A 19,467-nucleotide genomic window follows, 5' to 3' on the forward strand; every position below is an offset into this window, starting at 1 on the left:
TGAGCAATCGATTACGACGCAGCTTACAGGCAAGAGTTTAAGGACCCACCATGAAAAAGATTGATGCGATTATTAAACCTTTCAAACTGGATGATGTACGTGAAGCGCTGGCGGAAGTGGGCATCACCGGTATGACCGTGACCGAAGTGAAAGGTTTTGGTCGTCAGAAGGGCCACACCGAGCTTTACCGTGGTGCAGAGTACATGGTGGACTTTCTGCCGAAAGTGAAAATTGAAATCGTGGTAAGCGACGATATTGTCGATACCTGTGTGGATACCATTATCCGTACGGCGCAAACGGGTAAAATTGGCGACGGTAAAATCTTCGTCTTTGACGTGGCGCGTGTCATCCGTATCCGTACCGGCGAAGAAGACGACGCCGCGATTTAACATTGTCAGCGATTTGCAGACCGGGTCAGGCGCAGCCGCCATCCGGCAAAAAAGCCCCTCGTTCGAGGGGCTTTTTGTATTACAGCACTTTATGTGGACCAAAACATTCGTAATGGATGTTGTCTTTATTGACGCCCAGCTCAACCAGCTGTTTCGCGGCATACTGCATAAACGCCACCGGACCGCAGACGTAGAACTGCATCTCCGGCGCGCTGAACGCACCTTCATGCTGGCGTAAATCCATCAACCCTTCGCTGTCAAAGCGGGCCGCTGTACGATCGGCATCCGTTGGCAGACGATACCAGGTGTGCGCGGTGAAACGCGGCAGGGTAGCACCCAGCGTTTTCACCTCATCAGCAAAGGCGTGCACATCCCCGTTTTCAGCGGCGTGGAGCCAGTTAACCTGCGCGCTGTGGCTGGATTTCGCCAGCGTGTCCAGCATCGCCAGCATTGGCGTTTGACCCACACCCGCAGAGATCAGCGTCACCGGGGTATTTGCCTCAACGGCCATAAAGAAATCGCCCGCCGGCGCAGCCAGATGAACCACGTCGCCCACGCTGGCTTCGTTATGCAGCCAGCTGGAAACCTGACCGCCGTCCTCGCGTTTCACCGCAATACGGTAGCCTTTGCCGTTTGGCTTACGGGTGAGGGAGTACTGGCGGATCTCCCGATGCGGGAAACCTTCAGGCTTCAGCCAGACGCCGAGATACTGCCCCGGCTGATAATCGGCAACGGGTTGACCATCCACCGGCTCGAACTCAAAACTGGTAATCAGCGCGCTACGCGGCGTTTTCTCAACAATGCGGAAGGCGCGGGTCCCTTCCCAGCCACCGTTCTTGCTGGCGTTTTCGCTGTAGATCTGCGCTTCACGGTTGATAAAGACGTTTGCCAGCACGCCGTAAGCTTTGCCCCATGCGTCCAGTACCTCCTGGCCCGGGCTGAACATCTCGTCCAGCGTCGCCAGCAGGTGACCGCCCACAATGTTGTACTGCTCGGGTTTGATCTGGAAGCTGGTATGCTTCTGCGCGATTTTCTCCACCGCAGGCAGCAGGGCTGGCAGATTTTCAATGTTGCTGGCGTAGGCCGCGATGGCATTGAAAAGCGCTTCCCGCTGATCGCCGTTACGCTGGTTACTCATGTTGAAAATCTCTTTCAACTCCGGGTTGTGCGCGAACATGCGGTCGTAGAAATGAGCGGTGAGCTTAGGGCCTGTCTCCACCAGCAGGGGAATGGTGGCTTTAACGGTAGCGATGGTTTGAGCGTCGAGCATGAGCGCGTCCTTCTGATGTGAACTTAATGATGTATTTTAAATGCATCTTATAAAAATAACCCTGTGATGTAAATGGTTCTTTGCAAGATGAAATATATGCATCACAAACCTGAAAAGAAATCCGTTGAAAATGACGAGGGCTTTATTCCTCAAACCCTTGCGTGGCGTGAAGGAAAACGTTTGCGTAAAATCGTTTGTCAAGACCTGTTATCACAGAACTATTCAGTTATACTGTTGCCCGTCGTCCAACAGGACTGCCTTTTCAGGCCAAATTTTACTTGTTAGCTGAGTCAGGAGATGCGGATGTTAAAGCGTGAAATGAACATTGCCGATTATGATGCCGAACTGTGGCAGGCTATGGAGCAGGAAAAAGTACGTCAGGAAGAGCACATCGAACTGATCGCCTCCGAGAACTACACCAGCCCGCGCGTCATGCAGGCGCAGGGTTCTCAGCTGACCAACAAATATGCTGAAGGTTATCCGGGCAAGCGCTACTACGGCGGTTGCGAGTACGTTGATATCGTTGAGCAACTGGCGATTGACCGTGCGAAAGAACTCTTTGGCGCTGACTACGCTAACGTCCAGCCGCACTCCGGCTCTCAGGCAAACTTCGCGGTCTACACCGCGCTGCTGCAGCCGGGCGATACCGTTCTGGGTATGAACCTGGCGCAGGGCGGCCACCTGACTCACGGCTCCCCGGTAAACTTCTCTGGCAAACTGTACAACATCATCCCTTACGGTATTGATGAGTCAGGCAAAATTGACTACGAAGACATGGCGAAGCAGGCTAAAGAGCACAAGCCGAAGATGATCATCGGTGGTTTCTCTGCTTACTCCGGTATCGTTGACTGGGCAAAAATGCGTGAAATCGCAGACAGCATCGGTGCTTACCTGTTCGTGGATATGGCGCACGTTGCCGGTCTTATCGCCGCAGGCGTTTACCCGAACCCGGTTCCTCATGCTCACGTTGTGACCACCACCACGCACAAAACCCTGGCGGGTCCACGCGGTGGCCTGATCCTGGCGAAAGGCGGCGATGAAGAGCTGTACAAAAAACTGAACTCCGCTGTGTTCCCAAGCGCACAGGGCGGCCCGCTGATGCACGTGATCGCGGCAAAAGCCGTCGCGCTGAAAGAAGCGATGGAGCCAGAGTTCAAAGTCTACCAGCAGCAGGTTGCCAAAAACGCCAAAGCGATGGTGGAAGTGTTCCTGAACCGTGGTTACAAAGTGGTGTCCGGCGGTACTGAAAACCACCTGTTCCTGCTGGATCTGGTTGATAAGAACCTGACCGGTAAAGAAGCTGACGCCGCCCTGGGCCGCGCCAACATCACCGTGAACAAAAACAGCGTACCAAACGATCCGAAGAGTCCGTTCGTGACCTCCGGTATCCGTATCGGTTCTCCGGCTGTTACTCGCCGCGGTTTCAAAGAAGCGGAAGTGAAAGAGCTGGCTGGCTGGATGTGTGACGTTCTGGATAACATCAATGACGAAGCGGTTATTGAGCGCGTAAAAGCGAAAGTTCTGGATATCTGCGCACGCTTCCCGGTATACGCATAATTTTTCTGCTTAGCAGAAATAAAAAGGCCGCGTTTGCGGCCTTTTTTTATGTCTTAACGTCGGTCGAGGGATATTGCTCCCGGTCCCACAATGGCCAGCAGGATAAATGCGCCAGCAATACTGACGTTCTTGTAGAAATTAATCATATTCGGCACAACCGCATCCCCGGTCATGTCCCAGTAATGGTGACCAATAACTGCCGTGCCCAGCGTGTAGAACACAAACAGTACGGCGAGAGGGCGGGTGAAAAAGCCCAGCACGATCAGGATGGCGGCAGGGACTTCCATCACCACGGCGATAATGGCCGCCAGCATGGGCATTGGCGCGCCAAGCGACGTCATATATTGTACGGTGCCGTTAAACCCCGTCAGTTTTGGATAGCCGAAGATAATAAAGAGTACGACAAGCGCGATACGGGCAATCAACAACAACAGGTGGCGTGACTGACCGAAATCGAAATAGCGAAGTGAGTTCATGGCAGAAAACCTCTGCAAGTGGAGTAATTTAAACGTAATACACATTTTCGTTCCCTGCCATAAGCCAGACGATTGCACTGAATGTTAATTTTTCGTTAATTTATAGCAGGCTATCTACTTGCTTAATTTTTATATTCTCGCCAGACTATGGCCTCCATTTCGGGAGGGATTCATGGTCTTGCATTCCACGCGCTGGCTGGCGCTCAGCTATTTCACCTATTTCTTTAGTTACGGTATTTTTCTGCCTTTCTGGAGCGTCTGGCTCAAGGGAATTGGCCTTACTCCGGAAACCATCGGTGTCCTGCTGGGGGCGGGGCTGGTGGCGCGTTTCCTTGGCAGCCTGCTGATTGCACCGCGCGTCAGCGATCCCTCCTTACTCATCAAAGCGGTGCGTATTCTTGCCCTGCTAACGTTGGTCTTTGTGGCCTGCTTCTGGGTTAGCCATCAGTTTGCCTGGCTGATGGTGGTGATGGTCGGCTTTAACCTGTTCTTCTCCCCGCTGGTTCCCCTGACGGACGCCCTGGCAAACACCTGGCAAAAGCAGATCACCATGGACTACGGTCGCGTGCGCCTGTGGGGCTCCATTGCGTTTGTGATTGGCTCTGCGCTGGTGGGGAAACTGGTCAGCCTTTACGATTACCGCGCCATTCTTGCCCTGTTAAGCATCGGTATCGCCTCGATGTTACTGGGCATGCTGCTGCGACCGTCTGTCATGCCGCAAGGCGAAAGTCGCCATCAGGAAAGCGCAGGCTGGCCCGCCTGGCGAAGCCTGGTGGCGCAAAGCTGGCGTTTTCTGGCCTGCGTCTGCCTGCTTCAGGGGGCGCACGCGGCGTATTACGGCTTCAGCGCCATTTACTGGCAGGGCGCCGGTTACTCTGCCTCTGCCGTGGGCTACCTGTGGTCGCTTGGCGTGGTGGCCGAAGTGATTATCTTTGCGCTCAGCAAGAAACTGTTTCGCCGCTTCGGCGCGCGCGACCTGCTGCTGCTCTCCGCCGTGTGTGGCGTGGCGCGGTGGGGCATTATGGGCTGGACGACCGAACTGCCCTGGCTGATCGTGGCGCAAATTCTGCACTGCGGCACCTTTACCGTCTGCCATCTGGCGGCCATGCGCTATATCGCCGCGCGTGAAGGCGGGGATGTGATTCGCTTGCAGGCGGTCTATTCTGCGGTGGCGATGGGCGGCAGCATTGCCGTGATGACGGTCTTTGCGGGCTTCCTGTATCAACATCTGGGACACGGCGTGTTCTGGGTAATGGCACTGGTCGCGCTACCGGCGATGTTTATTCGCCCGAAAGTGGCCGCGCGCGCCTGACTACGATTCCAGCATGGCGCGAATATGTTCTTGCTGCTGTGCGTTCAGCGATTCCACGGCGTGGATCAGCGGCGGTGAGAACAGGGGCAGGGCGGTGGGGTAAGGGGTAATGACCAGCGCCGCTTCGCGCGGAGCTCCCTCTTTCTGAAAAGCCTGCAGCGTCAGATAACGAATATTGAGCGGCAGCAGCGTTAGTTCGCGTAGCTGCTGTTCAATCACCTCTTCACAGGATTTATCCTCTCCGGTTAATAACACCACCTGTTTTTCGTGCAGATCGGTCTCCTGCATCAGCCAGGCGCCAAAAATCACCGCCACCAGACTCATCTCTTCATCAGAAAAACGCAGGCCAAACTCCGCTTCCAGCTCAAACAACGCCTCCTTGGTGGTGCGTAACAGACGGGGGTAAAGGCGATGGATCTCTTCTGGCAGGCTGTTGTCGATGCCGATCTCAAACAGCGACCGGTCCAGCGCCTGTGCCAGATGAACGTAGAGCTGATCGGTCAGCCCTTGTTCATCGCTGAAGTTCATTCCTGTCTGGGCGCGAAAACGGGCAATCATCCGCACGATGGCCCGGCGCAGACGCTGATCCTGCTGATGTTTATCGAGCACCGGATCGGGCGTGCGCAGCATCATAAACAGCAGCGCGAGGAACAGTTGTTCGTCGCTGTGGGTCCCCTGCGGCACGCGGCGTTTCCAGTGACGCACAATTTCCTGCGCCGTAAAGTATTCCCCTCGCGACTGTGTCCAGTTGCGCTGAACGGGGGAAAACTGCGGCGTATTGCCCAGGTGATGCTGGATCAGACAATACTGCAAGAAGAGCTGTAAAAATTGCACGTCACGGCAGTCAAAGGGGCGCTGTAGCTTTCGGGAACAGAAGCTGATCAACGCCCGCAGATTCGTATCGTCATAAAGCGGACGCGCGATGCCCTGCTGTTTAAGCGCGGTTTTAAGCGCCGGGGTAAACTGTTGCGAAACAAAATGTGGGCACAGGCGGAGCGCCCTGCGCAGCCAGTGCAGCAGACATAAACGCTGATTCAGGACCGTGCCTTCAATCCGGTAGCTGCCGTCATGGTGCGTGACAATGTCCAGCCGGTGATAGCGCTGGATTTCATCGCGCGTCTCGGCTATATCTTGCCGTGCCATGGCGTCGTCCACGCCGTTGGTTGCGATTATGCTCTGTGCGGTGACGGCAGCATCGGGCAGGTAAAGCATCAAAAGCACCTGGCAGCGGCGCTGCGAACTGGAAAGCACAGATGGAATTTCAAGCGTTGTCATCATCTGTTGGGTATCCAGTGTGAATGTCTGGTAAGAATAGCTAAAGGATCGACGCTGAAAAGCGTACCGGCAGCCCTTTCACTCAGGATTGCTGGCGAACATCACAGAATTTTTGACGTGAGGAATTGATGCAAACAGTTAAACACAGCGCGATGGCGTTATTTTTGGCGGTTATCACTTTCACCGCCGGCGCGCATCCTCACAGTTTTATCAGTCTCAAAACCGAGCTGGTGACTGACGGAACCCAGTTGAGCGGCCTGAAAATGCGCTGGACGATGGATGAAATCACCTCGGCCGATCTCTTGTATGACGCGGGAAATGCAAAGCCAGGCGATGAGATCTGGAAAAAGCTGGCGGCGGAGGTCATGGCCAACGTACTGGCACAGCACTACTTCACCGAGTTCTGGCATAACGGACAAAAGGTGAAGTTTATGAATCGCCCGACGGAGTACGGCATGTCGCGCGACGGTCATCAGGCGGTGCTGACGTTTGTTCTCCCGCTGGCGCATCCTCAGCCGCTGGCAGGACAGACGTATACCTTTTCCACCTTCGACCCCACCTATTACGTCGATATGAGCTATGCGAAGGAGAGTGACGTGACGCTACCGACTACCCTGCAAAAATCCTGCAAACTCGCTGTTCATACGCCAAAACCCAGCGAAGCGACGCTCAACTTCGCCGTCTCTCTGGATAAAGAGGATGCCCCTCCTGAAGATATGGAACTGGGTAAACAGTTTGCACAGCAGGTGACGTTACAATGTCAGTGATCGCCTCTTCCGCCCGCAAACCACGTCGCTGGCTTCATCTCTGGCCGCTGGCGCTCTTTTTATTGTTGGCCGTGTGCGGCGCGCTGTGGTTATGGCAGGCCTGGCCGCAGGTTATGATGAAAAGCATTCTCTGGCAGCGTGACGTTAACCAGCAGATGAGCGGGTTACTCAAGGCGGTGGCGGATAACCCGACAAAAGCAGGTGGTTCCCTGCTGGCATTCAGTTTTGTCTACGGGGTGCTGCATGCGCTGGGGCCGGGGCACGGCAAGATTGTGATCACTACCTGGCTTGCCACGCATCCCTCGAAGCTGAAATCGAGCATCGGTCTGACACTGGCCTCTTCGCTGCTGCAGGGCGGCGTCGCTATCGGGCTGGTAGTGGTCGTCCTCTCGCTGTTACAGCTTCCCGCTCGTCAGCTGCACCTGAGCAGTTTCTGGCTGGAGAAGGGAAGTTATGCGCTGGTGGGCGTGCTGGGGGTGATCCTCTGCTGGCGGGCGCTGAAAAAAATGCGCGTACTGCTGCAAAAGCCAACCTTCAAATCCTTTACGCCACATCATGTCCATGATGCCCACTGCGGCTGCGGACATCAGCATCTGCCTACGCAGGCGCAGTTGCAGAGCGGCGACGACTGGCGTGCGCGGGTGATGATTGTTCTTTCAATGGGGATGCGACCATGTTCAGGCGCGATCATGGTGCTGCTGTTCAGCAAAGTGATTGGCGTATTCGGCTGGGGCATGCTCTCTGCGCTGGCTATGGCGGCAGGAACGTCCCTGACCATTTCGTCACTGGCATTACTGGTTCACAGCTTCCGTCAACTGGCGGTAAAACTCAGCGGCAATAAAACGCCGGTGCTGTGGCGACAGGTAGGCTGGACGACGCTCGCGCTGGCGGGCGGGGTGATTCTGCTGGTAGCGGCGGTGACGATGTGGATGAGTGCGGTGCCGGTGGGAAGGGGATTGCGACCGTTTTAGTAGGGTGCGGTCTGATGTCCTCACCCTGACCCTCTCCCGGTGGGAGAGGGAATTACCGGGATTAACGCTTCAGCGCATCGCTCAGTTTATCACGCATGTTTGCCAGCATGGCTTTAACAACGCGTGGGTTACCTGCAACGATGTTGCCGGTAGACATATAGTTATGGCCGCCGGTGAAATCGCATACCAGTGCGCCTGCTTCACGCGCGATCAGCTCACCCGCAGCAAAGTCCCACGGCTTCAGCGCCAGTTCGAAGTAACCGTCAACGCGGCCGGTCGCCACGTAGGCCAGATCCAGCGCGGCAGAGCCGGTGCGACGGAAGTCCGCGCATTCGGTGAACAGTTTGCCGAGGATATTCATGTAGGTGGTTGCGTGCTGTTTAGCCTTGAACGGGAAACCGGTCGCCAGAATGGTGCCGTCCAGATCGCGTGCATTGCTGCAGCGCAGACGGTAACCGTTCAGCTGCGCGCCCTGACCGCGGGTAGCGGTGAACAGTTCGTTACGCATTGGATCATAAACAACGGCAACTTCAGTACGGCCTTTAATGCGTACTGCAATAGACACAGAGAAGTGTGGCAGGCGTTTAACGAAGTTGGTGGTGCCATCCAGTGGATCGATAACCCATTGAACATCCTGATCGGTACCTTCATGTTCACCGCTTTCTTCGGTGATGATGGTGTGCTGTGGGTAAGATTTGCGGATCGTTTCGATAATAATCGCTTCTGCGGCTTTATCGACGTTAGTCACGAAATCATTGCTGCCTTTCTGGCTGGTTTCTACGGAGTCTGGCGTTTCGTAGTGTTTGGCAATTACATTACCCGCCTTGCGCGCTGCGCGCACGGCGATGGTCAGCATCGGATGCATCGGTCTCTCTCACTGGATGTTAAAGAACAGGAAAATCGGCGCAGAGTATAGCAGCGGGATCGGAATATGTCTCTCGTTTATGATAATATGCCCGAATATTCTTTAGACACTGAATTCAGACATCCAAAACTATGCTGCAAAACATTCGAATCGTGCTGGTTGAAACATCGCATACCGGCAATATGGGCTCCGTTGCCCGCGCTATGAAAACCATGGGCTTAACGAATCTGTGGCTGGTTAATCCGCTGGTGAAACCGGACTCTCAGGCCATCGCACTGGCCGCCGGTGCCAGCGACGTGATTGGCAACGCGCAAATTGTTGATACCCTGGACGAAGCGCTGGCGGGTTGCAGTCTGGTCGTCGGTACCAGCGCGCGTTCCCGTACGCTGCCGTGGCCAATGCTCGACCCGCGCGAATGCGGCCTGAAAAGTGTCTCAGAAGCGGAACAGGCGCCTGTGGCGCTGGTGTTTGGGCGTGAGCGCGTCGGCTTGACCAATGACGAACTGCAGAAGTGCCATTACCACGTCGCGATTGCGGCGAACCCGGAATACAGCTCGCTGAACCTGGCAATGGCGGTGCAGGTCATTGCCTACGAAGTGCGGATGGCCTGGCTGGCGACCCAGGAGAAAGTGGCAGAACCGAAAGAAGAGACCGCCTATCCGCTGGTGGACGATCTGGAGCGCTTCTATGGTCACCTGGAGCAGACGCTGCTCTCTACCGGTTTTATCCGCGAAGGCCATCCGGGGCAGGTGATGAATAAGCTGCGTCGCCTGTTCACCCGTGCGCGCCCGGAAAGCCAGGAACTGAACATCCTGCGTGGGATTCTGGCGTCGATTGAGCAGAAGAATAAAGAATAACGGTGCGCGTTGTTGCCCGGCGGCGCTGCGCTTGCACGGGCCTACGGTTTTGTAGGTCGGGTAAGCGTAGCGCCACCCGACAAAAACAATGAGAGCACGGAAGGTTAAATACCTGACTAAAACAGTCAAGTAAATAGTTGACCAATTTAGTCAGGAATGTCAGACTTGGCCCTGCTATGCAATACCCCATTTTACTATAAAAAACCCCGGGCAGGGGCGAGTTTGAGGTTAAGTAAGACATGAGACTGACATCTAAAGGGCGTTATGCCGTAACCGCGATGCTGGACGTTGCGCTCAACTCCGAAGCGGGCCCGGTTCCGTTGGCTGATATTTCTGAACGACAAGGGATCTCCCTCTCTTATCTGGAACAGCTGTTCTCCAGACTGCGTAAAAATGGACTGGTTTCCAGCGTTCGTGGCCCAGGCGGCGGTTATCTGCTGGGTAAAGACGCGGGCAGTATTGCGGTTGGCGAAGTCATTAGTGCGGTTGACGAATCCGTTGATGCGACCCGTTGCCAGGGGAAAGGTGGCTGCCAGGGCGGCGATAAGTGCCTGACCCACGCGCTGTGGCGCGATCTGAGCGACCGCCTGACCGGCTTCCTGAACAACATCACCCTCGGTGAACTGGTGAATAACCAGGAAGTTCTGGATGTATCGGGCCGTCAGCACAGCCAGGAATCTCAACGCAGCACCCGCGCGCAGGACGCTATCGACGTTAAATTACGCGCGTAATAAAAAGATAAGTATTTCAGAATCAGGCCGGGGCGAAGCTGCCCCGTGTACTCGGTCGTACATCCAGCCGGTTGCCTGATTCCTTGCATTGAAGCGATGTACGGAGTTTATAGAGCAATGAAATTACCGATTTATCTCGACTACTCCGCAACCACGCCGGTGGACCCGCGTGTTGCCGAGAAAATGATGCAGTGTCTGACCCTGGACGGAAACTTTGGTAACCCAGCTTCCCGTTCACACCGTTTTGGCTGGCATGCTGAAGAGGCGGTGGATATCGCCCGTAATCAGATTGCTGACCTGGTGGGTGCCGACCCGCGTGAGATTGTGTTCACCTCCGGTGCGACCGAATCCGACAACCTGGCGATCAAAGGTGCAGCCAACTTTTATCAGAAAAAAGGCAAGCACATCATCACCAGCAAAACCGAACATAAAGCTGTGCTGGACACCTGCCGTCAGCTCGAGCGTGAAGGCTTTGAAGTCACTTACCTGGCGCCACAGAGCAACGGTATTATTGACCTGAAAGAGCTCGAAGCGGCGATGCGTGATGACACCATCCTGGTTTCCATCATGCATGTAAACAACGAAATCGGCGTGGTGCAGGATATCGCGACCATCGGCGAAATGTGCCGTGCGCGCGGCATCATCTATCACGTTGATGCGACTCAGAGCGTGGGCAAACTGCCTATCGACCTGAGCCAGCTGAAAGTCGACCTGATGTCCTTCTCCGGCCACAAAATCTATGGCCCGAAAGGCATTGGCGCGCTGTACGTTCGTCGTAAGCCACGTATCCGCATTGAAGCGCAGATGCACGGTGGCGGTCATGAGCGCGGCATGCGTTCCGGTACGCTGCCTGTTCACCAGATCGTGGGCATGGGCGAAGCTTACCGCATTGCGAAAGAAGAGATGGAAACCGAGATGGCGCGCCTGCGCACGCTCCGTAACCGTCTGTGGGACGGCGTGAAAGATATGGAAGAAGTGTATCTGAACGGCGATCTCGAGCAGGGCGCACCCAACATTCTCAACGTGAGCTTCAACTATGTTGAAGGCGAATCGCTGATCATGGCGCTGAAAGACCTGGCGGTCTCTTCCGGTTCTGCCTGTACGTCTGCAAGCCTGGAGCCATCCTACGTGCTGCGCGCGCTGGGTATGACTGACGAGCTGGCACACAGCTCTATCCGTTTCTCTTTAGGTCGTTTCACTACCGAAGAAGAGATTGACTACACCATCAAGCTGGTTCGCAACTCCATCGGCCGTCTGCGTGACCTTTCTCCACTGTGGGAAATGTTCAAGCAGGGCGTGGATCTGAACAGCATTGAATGGTCACATCACTAATCGGTACATAAGGAGAATTCAATCATGGCATACAGCGAAAAAGTTATCGATCATTACGAGAACCCGCGCAACGTTGGCTCTTTTGACAACAGCGACGAGAGCGTAGGTAGCGGTATGGTTGGCGCGCCAGCTTGTGGCGACGTGATGAAGTTGCAGATTAAAGTCAACAATGAAGGTATCATTGAAGACGCGCGCTTCAAGACCTACGGCTGCGGTTCTGCTATCGCGTCCAGCTCCCTGGTCACCGAGTGGGTGAAGGGCAAGTCTCTGGACGAGGCACAGGCAATCAAGAACACGGATATTGCTGAAGAACTCGAACTGCCACCGGTGAAAATTCACTGTTCTATCCTGGCAGAAGACGCGATCAAAGCCGCCATTGCGGATTACAAAAGCAAACGTGAAGCAAAATAATTGAGGTTTGAGTATGTCGATTACCCTTAGCGACAGCGCTGCCGCGCGAGTAAGCTCTTTTCTGGCGAACCGTGGTAAAGGCTTTGGCCTGCGACTGGGCGTACGTACCTCCGGCTGTTCTGGTATGGCTTACGTACTGGAGTTTGTTGACGAACCAGCGTCCGATGACACTGTGTTTGAAGACAAGGGCGTGAAGGTGGTGGTCGATGGCAAAAGCCTGCAATTCCTCAACGGCACTCAGCTGGACTTTGTAAAAGAAGGCCTGAACGAAGGGTTCAAATTCACGAACCCGAACGTCAAAGACGAGTGTGGTTGCGGCGAAAGCTTCCACGTTTAATCGCGCGTCATCCGAAACCCCACCGTGGCTTTATTTGCTACGCGTGGGGTTTGTTCTAACAGGCTACCCCTGAGATTGTTATGGATTACTTCACTCTCTTCGGTTTACCCGCTCAATACCCGATTGATCTCCAGGCGCTGACGATCCGTTTTCAGGACCTGCAGCGTCAGTATCATCCGGACAAATTCGCCAGCGGTACTCAGGCTGAACAACTGGCTGCGGTGTCGCAATCCGCGACCATCAACCAGGCCTGGCAGACGCTGCGCCATCCGCTGGCGCGTGCTGAATATCTGCTTTCGCTCCACGGCTTTGATCTGGCGAGCGAACAACACACCGTACGCGACACGGCGTTTCTGATGGAACAGCTTACGCTTCGCGAAGAGCTGGATGAGATTGAACAGGCCAAAGACGAAGCGCGTCTGGAAGGGTTCATCACGCGCGTGAAGGGCATGTTTGATACCCGCCATCAGCAGATGGTGGCGCAACTGAACAACGAGACCTGGGACGTGGCGGCAGACACTGTGCGCAAACTCCGTTTTCTCGATAAACTGCGAAGCAGTGCTGAACAACTCGAAGAAAAGCTGCTCGATTTTTAATTTCGGAAGCAATTATGGCCTTATTACAAATTAGTGAGCCTGGCTTAAGTGCCGCACCGCACCAGCGTCGTCTGGCGGTGGGTATTGATCTCGGCACCACCAATTCCCTCGTGGCGACCGTGCGTAGCGGCCAGGCGGAGACGCTGGCTGACGAGCAGGGCCGCCATCTGCTGCCTTCCGTGGTCCACTACCAGCAGCAGGGCCGCGCGGTGGGCTTTGATGCCCGCACTAACGCCGCGCGCGATCCGGCGAATACCATCAGCTCCGTTAAGCGGATGATGGGCCGCTCGCTGGCCGATATTCAGACCCGTTACCCGCATCTGCCGTATCAGCTGCAGGCCAGTGAAAACGGCCTGCCGATGATTGCGACTGCGGCCGGGCTGCTGAACCCGATTCGCGTATCCGCTGACATCCTTAAAGCGCTGGCGGAGCGTGCCACGGCAACGCTCGGCGGCGATTTAGACGGTGTGGTGATTACCGTTCCGGCTTACTTTGATGACGCACAGCGTCAGGGCACCAAAGACGCCGCGCGTCTGGCGGGCCTGCATGTGCTGCGCCTGCTGAACGAACCGACAGCGGCAGCGATTGCCTACGGCCTCGACTCCGGTCAGGAAGGGGTGATTGCGGTTTACGATCTCGGCGGCGGTACCTTTGATATCTCGATCCTGCGCTTAAGCCGTGGGGTGTTTGAAGTGCTGGCGACCGGCGGGGACTCCGCGCTGGGCGGCGATGACTTTGACCATCTGCTGGCGGATTACATTCGTGAGCAGGCGGGTATCAGCGATCGCAGCGATGCGCGCGTACAGCGTGAACTGCTGGATGCGGCCATCGAGGCCAAAATTGCGCTAAGCGATGCTGAGTCAGTCAGTGTGAACGTGGCGGGCTGGCAGGGTGAGATCGCCCGTGAACAGTTTAACGATCTGATCGCCCCCCTGGTGAAACGCACGCTGTTAGCCTGCCGTCGTGCGCTGAAAGATGCCGGCGTTGAGGCGGATGAGGTGCTGGAAGTGGTCATGGTGGGTGGCTCCACCCGCGTACCGCTGGTGCGTGAGCGTGTAGGCGAATTCTTTGGCCGCACGCCGCTGACCTCCATTGATCCGGACAAAGTGGTTGCCGTGGGCGCGGCGATTCAAGCGGATATTCTGGTCGGCAACAAGCCGGACAGTGAAATGCTGCTGCTGGACGTTATCCCGCTGTCGCTGGGTTTAGAGACCATGGGCGGACTGGTGGAGAAAGTCATTCCGCGCAATACCACCATTCCGGTGGCACGTGCGCAGGAGTTCACTACCTTTAAAGACGGTCAGACGGCCATGTCCATTCACGTGATGCAGGGCGAACGCGAACTGGTGCAGGATTGCCGTTCTCTGGCGCGCTTTGCGCTGCGGAGCATTCCGGCGCTGCCTGCGGGCGGGGCGCATATTCGCGTCACCTTCCAGGTGGATGCGGACGGCCTGCTGAGTGTCACGGCGATGGAAAAATCGACTGGTGTCGAATCGTCCATTCAGGTGAAGCCGTCCTACGGCCTGACCGATGGCGAAATCGCCTCCATGATTCAGGACTCAATGAGCTACGCCGAGCAGGATGTGAAGGCGCGTATGCTGGCCGAACAAAAAGTGGAAGCCGCACGCGTGCTGGAAAGCCTGAACGGCGCGCTCGCTGCCGATGCCGCGCTGTTAAGCGCCGCTGAGCGTCAGGTGATTGACGAGGCTGCTGCGCACTTAAGCGTGGTCGCCCAGGGCATTGACGCTGACGCAATAGAAGAAGCCATTAAAAACGTTGATAAACAAACCCAGGACTTTGCTGCTCGCCGCATGGACAAATCTGTCCGCGTCGCGCTGAAAGGCCAGTCCGTGGACGAGGTTTAATATGCCAAAGATTGTTATTTTGCCTCATGCGGACCTCTGTCCGGATGGCGCTGTTCTGGAAGCGAAGACCGGTGAAACCATTCTCGATGTTGCCCTGCGTGCAGGTATCGAAGTGGAACACGCCTGTGAAAAATCCTGTGCCTGCACGACGTGCCACTGCATTGTGCGTGAAGGTTTCGACTCGCTTGCCGAGAGCACCGAAGACGAAGATGACATGCTGGATAAAGCATGGGGTCTGGAGCCCGACAGCCGCTTAAGCTGCCAGGCAGCGGTGACCGACGAGGATCTGGTCGTGGAGTTCCCACGCTACACCATCAACCACGCACGCGAGCATTAATATGGGACTGAAGTGGACAGACAGCCGTGAAATCGGCGAAGCGCTCTACGACGCTAACCCGGATCTCGATCCAAAAACCGTACGCTTCACCGATATGCATCAGTGGATCTGCGATTTAGAGGATTTTGACGACGATCCCAACGCATCCAATGAAAAAATTCTGGAGGCGATTCTGTTAGTCTGGTTAGATGAAGCAGAGTAAATCACGTAACGGGCTGCCTTCAGGCGGCCCGTTTGCTAATAAGGATAAATAAAATGACCGAAGCGATGAAGATTACGCTCTCTACGCAACCCGCCGATGCGCGTTGGGGCGAAAAAGCCACTTACAGTATCAATAACGACGGTATTACCCTGCACCTGACGGGCAACGACGATCTGGGCCTGATCCAGCGCGCCGCGCGTAAAATTGATGGGCTCGGCATTAAGCATGTCTCTCTTGCAGGCGAGGGCTGGGACACCGACCGCAGCTGGGCGTTCTGGGCCGGTTATAAAGGGCCAAAAGGCACCCGCAAAATTGAGTGGGCCAACCTTGACGAAGCCGGTCAAAAAGAGCTGGAAAGCCGCCTGACCATTATCGACTGGGTACGTGACACCATTAACGCACCGGCAGAAGAGCTGGGGCCGGAACAGCTGGCACAGCGCGCCGTTGACCTGCTGTGTGGCGTGGCCGGCGATAACATGTCTTATCGCATCACCAAAGGTGAAGACCTGCGCGAGCAGAACTACATGGGCATTCACACCGTGGGTCGTGGCTCTGAGCGTCCACCGGTGCTGCTGGCGCTGGACTACAACCCAACCGGCGATAAAGACGCGCCAGTGTTTGCCTGCCTGGTCGGGAAAGGTATCACCTTCGACACCGGTGGCTACAGCCTGAAGCAGAGCGCGTTCATGGACTCCATGAAATCCGACATGGGCGGGGCGGCAACCATTACCGGTGCGCTGGCGTTTGCGATTACCCGTGGCCTGAAAAAACGCGTGAAGCTGTACCTGTGCTGCGCGGACAACATGGTAAGCGGTAACGCCTTCAAGCTGGGCGACATCATTCGCTACCGCAACGGCAAAAATGTTGAAGTGATGAACACCGATGCAGAAGGCCGTCTGGTGCTGGCTGATGGCCTGATCGACGCTTCTGCCCAGAAGCCAGAGTTGATTATCGATATGGCCACCCTGACCGGCGCGGCAAAAACGGCGCTGGGTAACGACTACCATGCGCTGTTCAGCTTTGATGACAAGCTGGCGGCCCGCCTGCTGGCAAGCGCCGCGGCAGAAAACGAACCGTTCTGGCGTCTGCCGCTGGCGGAGTTCCACCGCAGCCAGCTGCCGTCTAATTTTGCCGAACTGAATAACACCGCGAGCGCGGCATACCCGGCGGGTGCAAGCACCGCAGCTGGCTTCCTGTCCCACTTCGTTGAGAACTATCACGAAGGCTGGCTGCATATCGACTGCTCCGCAACCTACCGTAAAGCGGCAGTTGAGCAGTGGTCTGCGGGCGCGACCGGCCTGGGCGTGCGTACCGTGGCGAACCTGCTGACGGCTGAATAATCGTCATTGCCCTCACCCTAACCCTCTCCCACGGGGAGAGGGGATGGTTTGCTCCCTCTCCCTTGAGGGAGAGGGCCGGGGTGAGGGGGGAAATGCATTATCTGGAATTGTTATGTCCGAAACCAAAAACGAATTAGAAACCCTGCTGGAACAGGCGGCGACCGAGCCCGCCCACCGTCCGGCATTTTTCCGCACGCTGCTGGAATCCACCGTCTGGGTGCCAGGAACCGCGGCGGAAGGTGAGCAGGTTGTTGAAGATAGCGCGCTGGATCTGCTGCACTGGGAGAAAGACGACGGCACCTCGGTGATCCCGTTCTTTACCTCGCTGGAAGCGCTACAGACCGCCGTTGAAGACGAACAGGCGTTCGTGGTGATGCCGGTGCGCACGCTGTTCGAAATGACGCTGGGCCAGACGCTGTTCCTTAATGCGAAACTGCCGACCGGGAAAGAGTTCACGCCGCGTGAAATCAGCCATCTGATTGGTGAAGAGGGTAACCCGCTCAGTACCCAGGAAGTGCTGGAAGGGGGCGAAACGCTGCTGCTCTCTGAAGTGGCCGAACCGCCAGCGCAGATGATCGATTCCCTGACCACGTTGTTCAAAACCCTGAAGCCGGTAAGACGCGCGTTCCTCTGTTCGATTAAAGAGCAAGCGGATGAACAGCCGGTACTGTTGATTGGTATTGAAGCTGACGGTGATATCGACGAGATCATCCAGGCGGCGGGCAGTGTGGCCACTGATACGTTGCCGGGCGATGAGCCAATTGATATCTGCCAGGTGAAGAACGGTGAGAAGGGCATCAGCCACTTTATTACCGAGCACATCACACCGTTTTATGAGCGTCGCTGGGGCGGTTTCCTGCGCGATCTCAAAACCAACCGCATCATCTGATTACAGCGGGGTGACTGTCACCCCGTTGCTTCCAGCAGCAGTAAATCCATCAGCAGTACCAGATTCGACTCAAACGACGTCACCCCTGCGGCTTCCGCGGCGTAATGCACCGCCTCGTCATAGAGAGCGAAGTGCACGTCCGCCATGCCCGCCAGCGTATTGGCCGAGGCGCGGGTAAACGCGACAATCGTCATCCCGACGTTTTTGGCGATCCGCGCTTTATCCAGCACCTGCTCTGTTTCGCCGCTGCGCGAGACGGCAATAAATACCTGATACCGGGCGGCGTTGCTGAGAAAGATGTTCCGGCTGTCACCCGGCCCGGAGATAAACGCCGTTTTCCCCAGCACCTGCAGTTTTTTGGTCAGGTATTCGGCAAACAGATAGGAAAACCCGGCACCGTAGAGAAAGAAGCTCTCTTTGTGACGCAGCAGGTCGGCAAACTGCAGACGCTTCTCATCGGTCACCCACTGGAATGTCTGCTGATAGTTGGCAATAAACTGGCTGAACAGCGCGGGCAACTGCGGAAGGGCGTTTCCTTGCGTCGTAATATGCGGCGTGTCGGTGAGGAGCTGTTTGCAGTGCCAGATAAACTCGCTAAACCCGCTGAACCCCAGCTTCTGACACAGCCGCATAATCGTCGCGGTAGAGACAAATGTCGCCTGTGCCAGTTCCCGCACCGTGATGTTACCTACCAACAGCGGATGCTCCGTGAGGTGGGCGAGTACGCGATACTCCGCGCGGGTCAGCGATTCCCCGCGCGTTAACAGCGTGGCCAGGCGGTTATCCATTATTTCGCGGGTTCAACCGGCAGGTCGTCTCGCGCACCCCACTCACTCCAGGCGCCGTCGTACAGCGTGACGTCGTTTACGCCGAGCGTGGCGAGCGCCAGGATCACCACGCAGGCCGTTACGCCGGAACCGCAGCTGGCAATAATCGGACGGTGTAAATCCACGCCCTGACGATCAAAAATCGCGCGTAGCTCATCGGTGGTTTTCAGCTCGCCCTCAAACACCAGATCGCCCCACGGCACGTTCAACGCCCCCGGAATGTGTCCGCGTTTCAGGCCTGAGCGAGGTTCGTCCGCTTCAGCGTTAAAACGTGCGGCAGGACGCGCATCGACGATTTGAGCAGTGTTTTCATGGCTGACGACCAGCACGTCGGTCAGGCGTTTCACCACATTTGCGTCAAACGTCGCGTCAAAATCCCCCTCCGTCAGCGTCACGTCCCCCTGCTGCAGCGGCAGTTCGTCGCGCTTCCAGCCAGCCAGACCCCCCGCCAGAATCGAGACTTTCTCGACGCCGAAGTTTTTCAGCATCCACCACGCGCGCGGGGCAGAGAAGAGGTTACCTTCATCATAAACAACGAGGTGTTTGTCTTTGCTGATGCCCAGCTCGCGCATCGCTACGGAGAAGGCTTCCGGGCGCGGCAGCATGTGCGGCAGAGGGGAGGTGTGATCGGAGAGGGCTTCGATATCAAAAAATACCGCGCCCGGCAGGTGCCCTGCGCGGTATTCACCGGGAACGTCACGATGCTCCTGGCCCGGAGGAGCCATACGCGCGTCAATAATCTGCACTTCAGGATCGTCGCCGTGCTCAATCAGCCAGTCGGCGGCGACAAAATATGAGGTGGACATGGGTTGCCTCCATTCTTTTCCGTAAAAAAGGATTGTCGATGTTTTTTCTGACACC

The 19,467-nt window shown here is 56.1% G+C and carries 22 protein-coding genes; 16 read left to right on the forward strand and 6 right to left on the reverse strand.

The annotated features are described in order from the left end of the window. Positions 1–50 precede the first annotated feature (50 nt). Positions 51–389: a nitrogen regulatory protein P-II gene (glnB, locus tag AX755_RS06085; RefSeq protein WP_003860685.1), complete on the forward strand. Its 339-nt coding sequence runs from the start codon at positions 51–53 to the stop codon at positions 387–389. A gap of 79 nt (positions 390–468) precedes the next feature. Here glnB and hmpA read toward each other — a convergent pair whose 3' ends face one another. After that, positions 469–1,659, reverse strand: a complete 1,191-nt coding sequence (gene hmpA, locus AX755_RS06090) for an NO-inducible flavohemoprotein (RefSeq protein WP_062856458.1) — start codon at positions 1,657–1,659, stop codon at positions 469–471. Positions 1,660–1,962: 303 nt separating this feature from the next. Between hmpA and glyA the strand changes: the two genes are divergently transcribed. Next, complete coding sequence (gene glyA / locus AX755_RS06095; protein WP_013098302.1) at positions 1,963–3,216, forward strand: serine hydroxymethyltransferase; 1,254 nt, start codon at positions 1,963–1,965, stop codon at positions 3,214–3,216. A 53-nt stretch (positions 3,217–3,269) separates the two neighbouring features. On the opposite strand, the gene AX755_RS06100 is transcribed toward glyA, so the two are convergent. Further along, positions 3,270–3,692 carry a DoxX family protein gene (locus AX755_RS06100; RefSeq protein ID WP_013098301.1) on the reverse strand — a complete coding sequence of 141 codons (423 nt, stop codon included), beginning with the start codon at positions 3,690–3,692 and terminating at the stop codon, positions 3,270–3,272. Between the two features lie 172 nt (positions 3,693–3,864). On the opposite strand from AX755_RS06100, the gene AX755_RS06105 reads away from it, so the two are divergent. Next, complete coding sequence (locus tag AX755_RS06105; protein WP_013098300.1) at positions 3,865–5,004, forward strand: 3-phenylpropionate MFS transporter; 1,140 nt, start codon at positions 3,865–3,867, stop codon at positions 5,002–5,004. On the opposite strand, the gene csiE is transcribed toward AX755_RS06105, so the two are convergent. Beyond that, positions 5,005–6,282, reverse strand: a complete 1,278-nt coding sequence (gene csiE, locus AX755_RS06110; RefSeq protein WP_045293500.1) for a stationary phase inducible protein CsiE — start codon at positions 6,280–6,282, stop codon at positions 5,005–5,007. It lies immediately after the preceding gene. 125 nt (positions 6,283–6,407) lie between these two features. On the opposite strand from csiE, the gene AX755_RS06115 reads away from it, so the two are divergent. Then, positions 6,408–7,046, forward strand: coding sequence for a DUF1007 family protein (locus AX755_RS06115; RefSeq protein WP_062856459.1), 639 nt, complete (start codon positions 6,408–6,410; stop codon positions 7,044–7,046). Continuing rightward, on the forward strand, positions 7,037–8,017 hold the full coding sequence (locus AX755_RS06120; RefSeq protein ID WP_062856460.1) for a nickel/cobalt transporter: 981 nt from the start codon (positions 7,037–7,039) through the stop codon (positions 8,015–8,017). Before AX755_RS06115 ends, AX755_RS06120 begins: the two co-directional genes overlap by 10 nt. A gap of 61 nt (positions 8,018–8,078) precedes the next feature. Here the strand turns inward: AX755_RS06120 and suhB are convergent, their stop codons facing one another. Further along, complete coding sequence (suhB, locus tag AX755_RS06125) at positions 8,079–8,882, reverse strand: inositol-1-monophosphatase (protein WP_062856461.1); 804 nt, start codon at positions 8,880–8,882, stop codon at positions 8,079–8,081. Positions 8,883–9,013: 131 nt separating this feature from the next. Here suhB and trmJ point away from each other — a divergent pair, with 131 nt between their 5' ends. From trmJ to sseB, 11 genes are all read left to right on the forward strand, one after another. After that, a complete protein-coding gene (trmJ, locus tag AX755_RS06130; RefSeq protein ID WP_013098295.1) occupies positions 9,014–9,739 on the forward strand; it encodes a tRNA (cytosine(32)/uridine(32)-2'-O)-methyltransferase TrmJ in 726 nt (241 codons plus the stop codon). A gap of 239 nt (positions 9,740–9,978) precedes the next feature. Then, positions 9,979–10,470 carry a Fe-S cluster assembly transcriptional regulator IscR gene (iscR, locus tag AX755_RS06135; protein WP_013098294.1) on the forward strand — a complete coding sequence of 164 codons (492 nt, stop codon included), beginning with the start codon at positions 9,979–9,981 and terminating at the stop codon, positions 10,468–10,470. Between the two features lie 117 nt (positions 10,471–10,587). Beyond that, on the forward strand, positions 10,588–11,802 hold the full coding sequence (gene iscS, locus AX755_RS06140) for a cysteine desulfurase (protein WP_003860663.1): 1,215 nt from the start codon (positions 10,588–10,590) through the stop codon (positions 11,800–11,802). A 24-nt stretch (positions 11,803–11,826) separates the two neighbouring features. Next, entirely contained in the window at positions 11,827–12,213 is a 387-nt protein-coding gene (gene iscU / locus AX755_RS06145; RefSeq protein WP_003860661.1) for a Fe-S cluster assembly scaffold IscU, read from the forward strand. 13 nt (positions 12,214–12,226) lie between these two features. Next, the gene (gene iscA / locus AX755_RS06150; RefSeq protein ID WP_003860659.1) at positions 12,227–12,550 is read left to right on the forward strand and encodes an iron-sulfur cluster assembly protein IscA; all 324 of its coding nucleotides are present in this window, start codon (positions 12,227–12,229) and stop codon (positions 12,548–12,550) included. 80 nt (positions 12,551–12,630) lie between these two features. Next, on the forward strand, positions 12,631–13,146 hold the full coding sequence (gene hscB, locus AX755_RS06155) for a co-chaperone HscB (protein WP_020690034.1): 516 nt from the start codon (positions 12,631–12,633) through the stop codon (positions 13,144–13,146). Between the two features lie 14 nt (positions 13,147–13,160). Next, positions 13,161–15,011, forward strand: a complete 1,851-nt coding sequence (hscA, locus tag AX755_RS06160) for a Fe-S protein assembly chaperone HscA (RefSeq protein ID WP_062856462.1) — start codon at positions 13,161–13,163, stop codon at positions 15,009–15,011. 1 nt (position 15,012) lies between these two features. Then, entirely contained in the window at positions 15,013–15,348 is a 336-nt protein-coding gene (gene fdx / locus AX755_RS06165; protein WP_003860652.1) for an ISC system 2Fe-2S type ferredoxin, read from the forward strand. 1 nt (position 15,349) lies between these two features. Then, positions 15,350–15,550 (forward strand): Fe-S cluster assembly protein IscX, encoded by a 201-nt coding sequence (gene iscX, locus AX755_RS06170; RefSeq protein ID WP_003860650.1) that lies wholly within the window; start codon positions 15,350–15,352, stop codon positions 15,548–15,550. Between the two features lie 53 nt (positions 15,551–15,603). Further along, complete coding sequence (pepB, locus tag AX755_RS06175; RefSeq protein ID WP_013098291.1) at positions 15,604–16,890, forward strand: aminopeptidase PepB; 1,287 nt, start codon at positions 15,604–15,606, stop codon at positions 16,888–16,890. Positions 16,891–17,002: 112 nt separating this feature from the next. Next, positions 17,003–17,779 (forward strand): enhanced serine sensitivity protein SseB, encoded by a 777-nt coding sequence (gene sseB, locus AX755_RS06180; RefSeq protein ID WP_020690031.1) that lies wholly within the window; start codon positions 17,003–17,005, stop codon positions 17,777–17,779. Between the two features lie 17 nt (positions 17,780–17,796). Here sseB and AX755_RS06185 read toward each other — a convergent pair whose 3' ends face one another. After that, a complete protein-coding gene (locus AX755_RS06185; RefSeq protein ID WP_013098289.1) occupies positions 17,797–18,567 on the reverse strand; it encodes a MurR/RpiR family transcriptional regulator in 771 nt (256 codons plus the stop codon). Beyond that, positions 18,567–19,412, reverse strand: coding sequence for a 3-mercaptopyruvate sulfurtransferase (gene sseA, locus AX755_RS06190; protein ID WP_062856463.1), 846 nt, complete (start codon positions 19,410–19,412; stop codon positions 18,567–18,569). Before sseA ends, AX755_RS06185 begins: the two co-directional genes overlap by 1 nt. Between the last annotated feature and the right edge of the window lie 55 nt (positions 19,413–19,467).

Source organism: Enterobacter sp. SENG-6 (genome assembly GCF_001605945.1).
Taxonomy (GTDB): domain Bacteria; phylum Pseudomonadota; class Gammaproteobacteria; order Enterobacterales; family Enterobacteriaceae; genus Enterobacter; species Enterobacter cloacae.

Coding starts and splice junctions, on each gene's coding strand:
- sseB (WP_020690031.1), top strand. CDS start 17,003: ATGTCCGAAACCAAAAACGAATTAGAAACCCTGCTGGAACAGGCGGCG.
- suhB (WP_062856461.1), bottom strand. CDS start 8,882: ATGCATCCGATGCTGACCATCGCCGTGCGCGCAGCGCGCAAGGCGGGT.
- iscA (WP_003860659.1), top strand. CDS start 12,227: ATGTCGATTACCCTTAGCGACAGCGCTGCCGCGCGAGTAAGCTCTTTT.
- AX755_RS06120 (WP_062856460.1), top strand. CDS start 7,037: ATGTCAGTGATCGCCTCTTCCGCCCGCAAACCACGTCGCTGGCTTCAT.
- fdx (WP_003860652.1), top strand. CDS start 15,013: ATGCCAAAGATTGTTATTTTGCCTCATGCGGACCTCTGTCCGGATGGC.
- glyA (WP_013098302.1), top strand. CDS start 1,963: ATGTTAAAGCGTGAAATGAACATTGCCGATTATGATGCCGAACTGTGG.
- hscB (WP_020690034.1), top strand. CDS start 12,631: ATGGATTACTTCACTCTCTTCGGTTTACCCGCTCAATACCCGATTGAT.
- AX755_RS06185 (WP_013098289.1), bottom strand. CDS start 18,567: ATGGATAACCGCCTGGCCACGCTGTTAACGCGCGGGGAATCGCTGACC.
- AX755_RS06100 (WP_013098301.1), bottom strand. CDS start 3,692: ATGAACTCACTTCGCTATTTCGATTTCGGTCAGTCACGCCACCTGTTG.
- AX755_RS06105 (WP_013098300.1), top strand. CDS start 3,865: ATGGTCTTGCATTCCACGCGCTGGCTGGCGCTCAGCTATTTCACCTAT.
- iscR (WP_013098294.1), top strand. CDS start 9,979: ATGAGACTGACATCTAAAGGGCGTTATGCCGTAACCGCGATGCTGGAC.
- pepB (WP_013098291.1), top strand. CDS start 15,604: ATGACCGAAGCGATGAAGATTACGCTCTCTACGCAACCCGCCGATGCG.
- AX755_RS06115 (WP_062856459.1), top strand. CDS start 6,408: ATGCAAACAGTTAAACACAGCGCGATGGCGTTATTTTTGGCGGTTATC.
- csiE (WP_045293500.1), bottom strand. CDS start 6,282: ATGATGACAACGCTTGAAATTCCATCTGTGCTTTCCAGTTCGCAGCGC.
- hmpA (WP_062856458.1), bottom strand. CDS start 1,659: ATGCTCGACGCTCAAACCATCGCTACCGTTAAAGCCACCATTCCCCTG.
- iscU (WP_003860661.1), top strand. CDS start 11,827: ATGGCATACAGCGAAAAAGTTATCGATCATTACGAGAACCCGCGCAAC.
- iscX (WP_003860650.1), top strand. CDS start 15,350: ATGGGACTGAAGTGGACAGACAGCCGTGAAATCGGCGAAGCGCTCTAC.
- glnB (WP_003860685.1), top strand. CDS start 51: ATGAAAAAGATTGATGCGATTATTAAACCTTTCAAACTGGATGATGTA.
- trmJ (WP_013098295.1), top strand. CDS start 9,014: ATGCTGCAAAACATTCGAATCGTGCTGGTTGAAACATCGCATACCGGC.
- iscS (WP_003860663.1), top strand. CDS start 10,588: ATGAAATTACCGATTTATCTCGACTACTCCGCAACCACGCCGGTGGAC.
- sseA (WP_062856463.1), bottom strand. CDS start 19,412: ATGTCCACCTCATATTTTGTCGCCGCCGACTGGCTGATTGAGCACGGC.
- hscA (WP_062856462.1), top strand. CDS start 13,161: ATGGCCTTATTACAAATTAGTGAGCCTGGCTTAAGTGCCGCACCGCAC.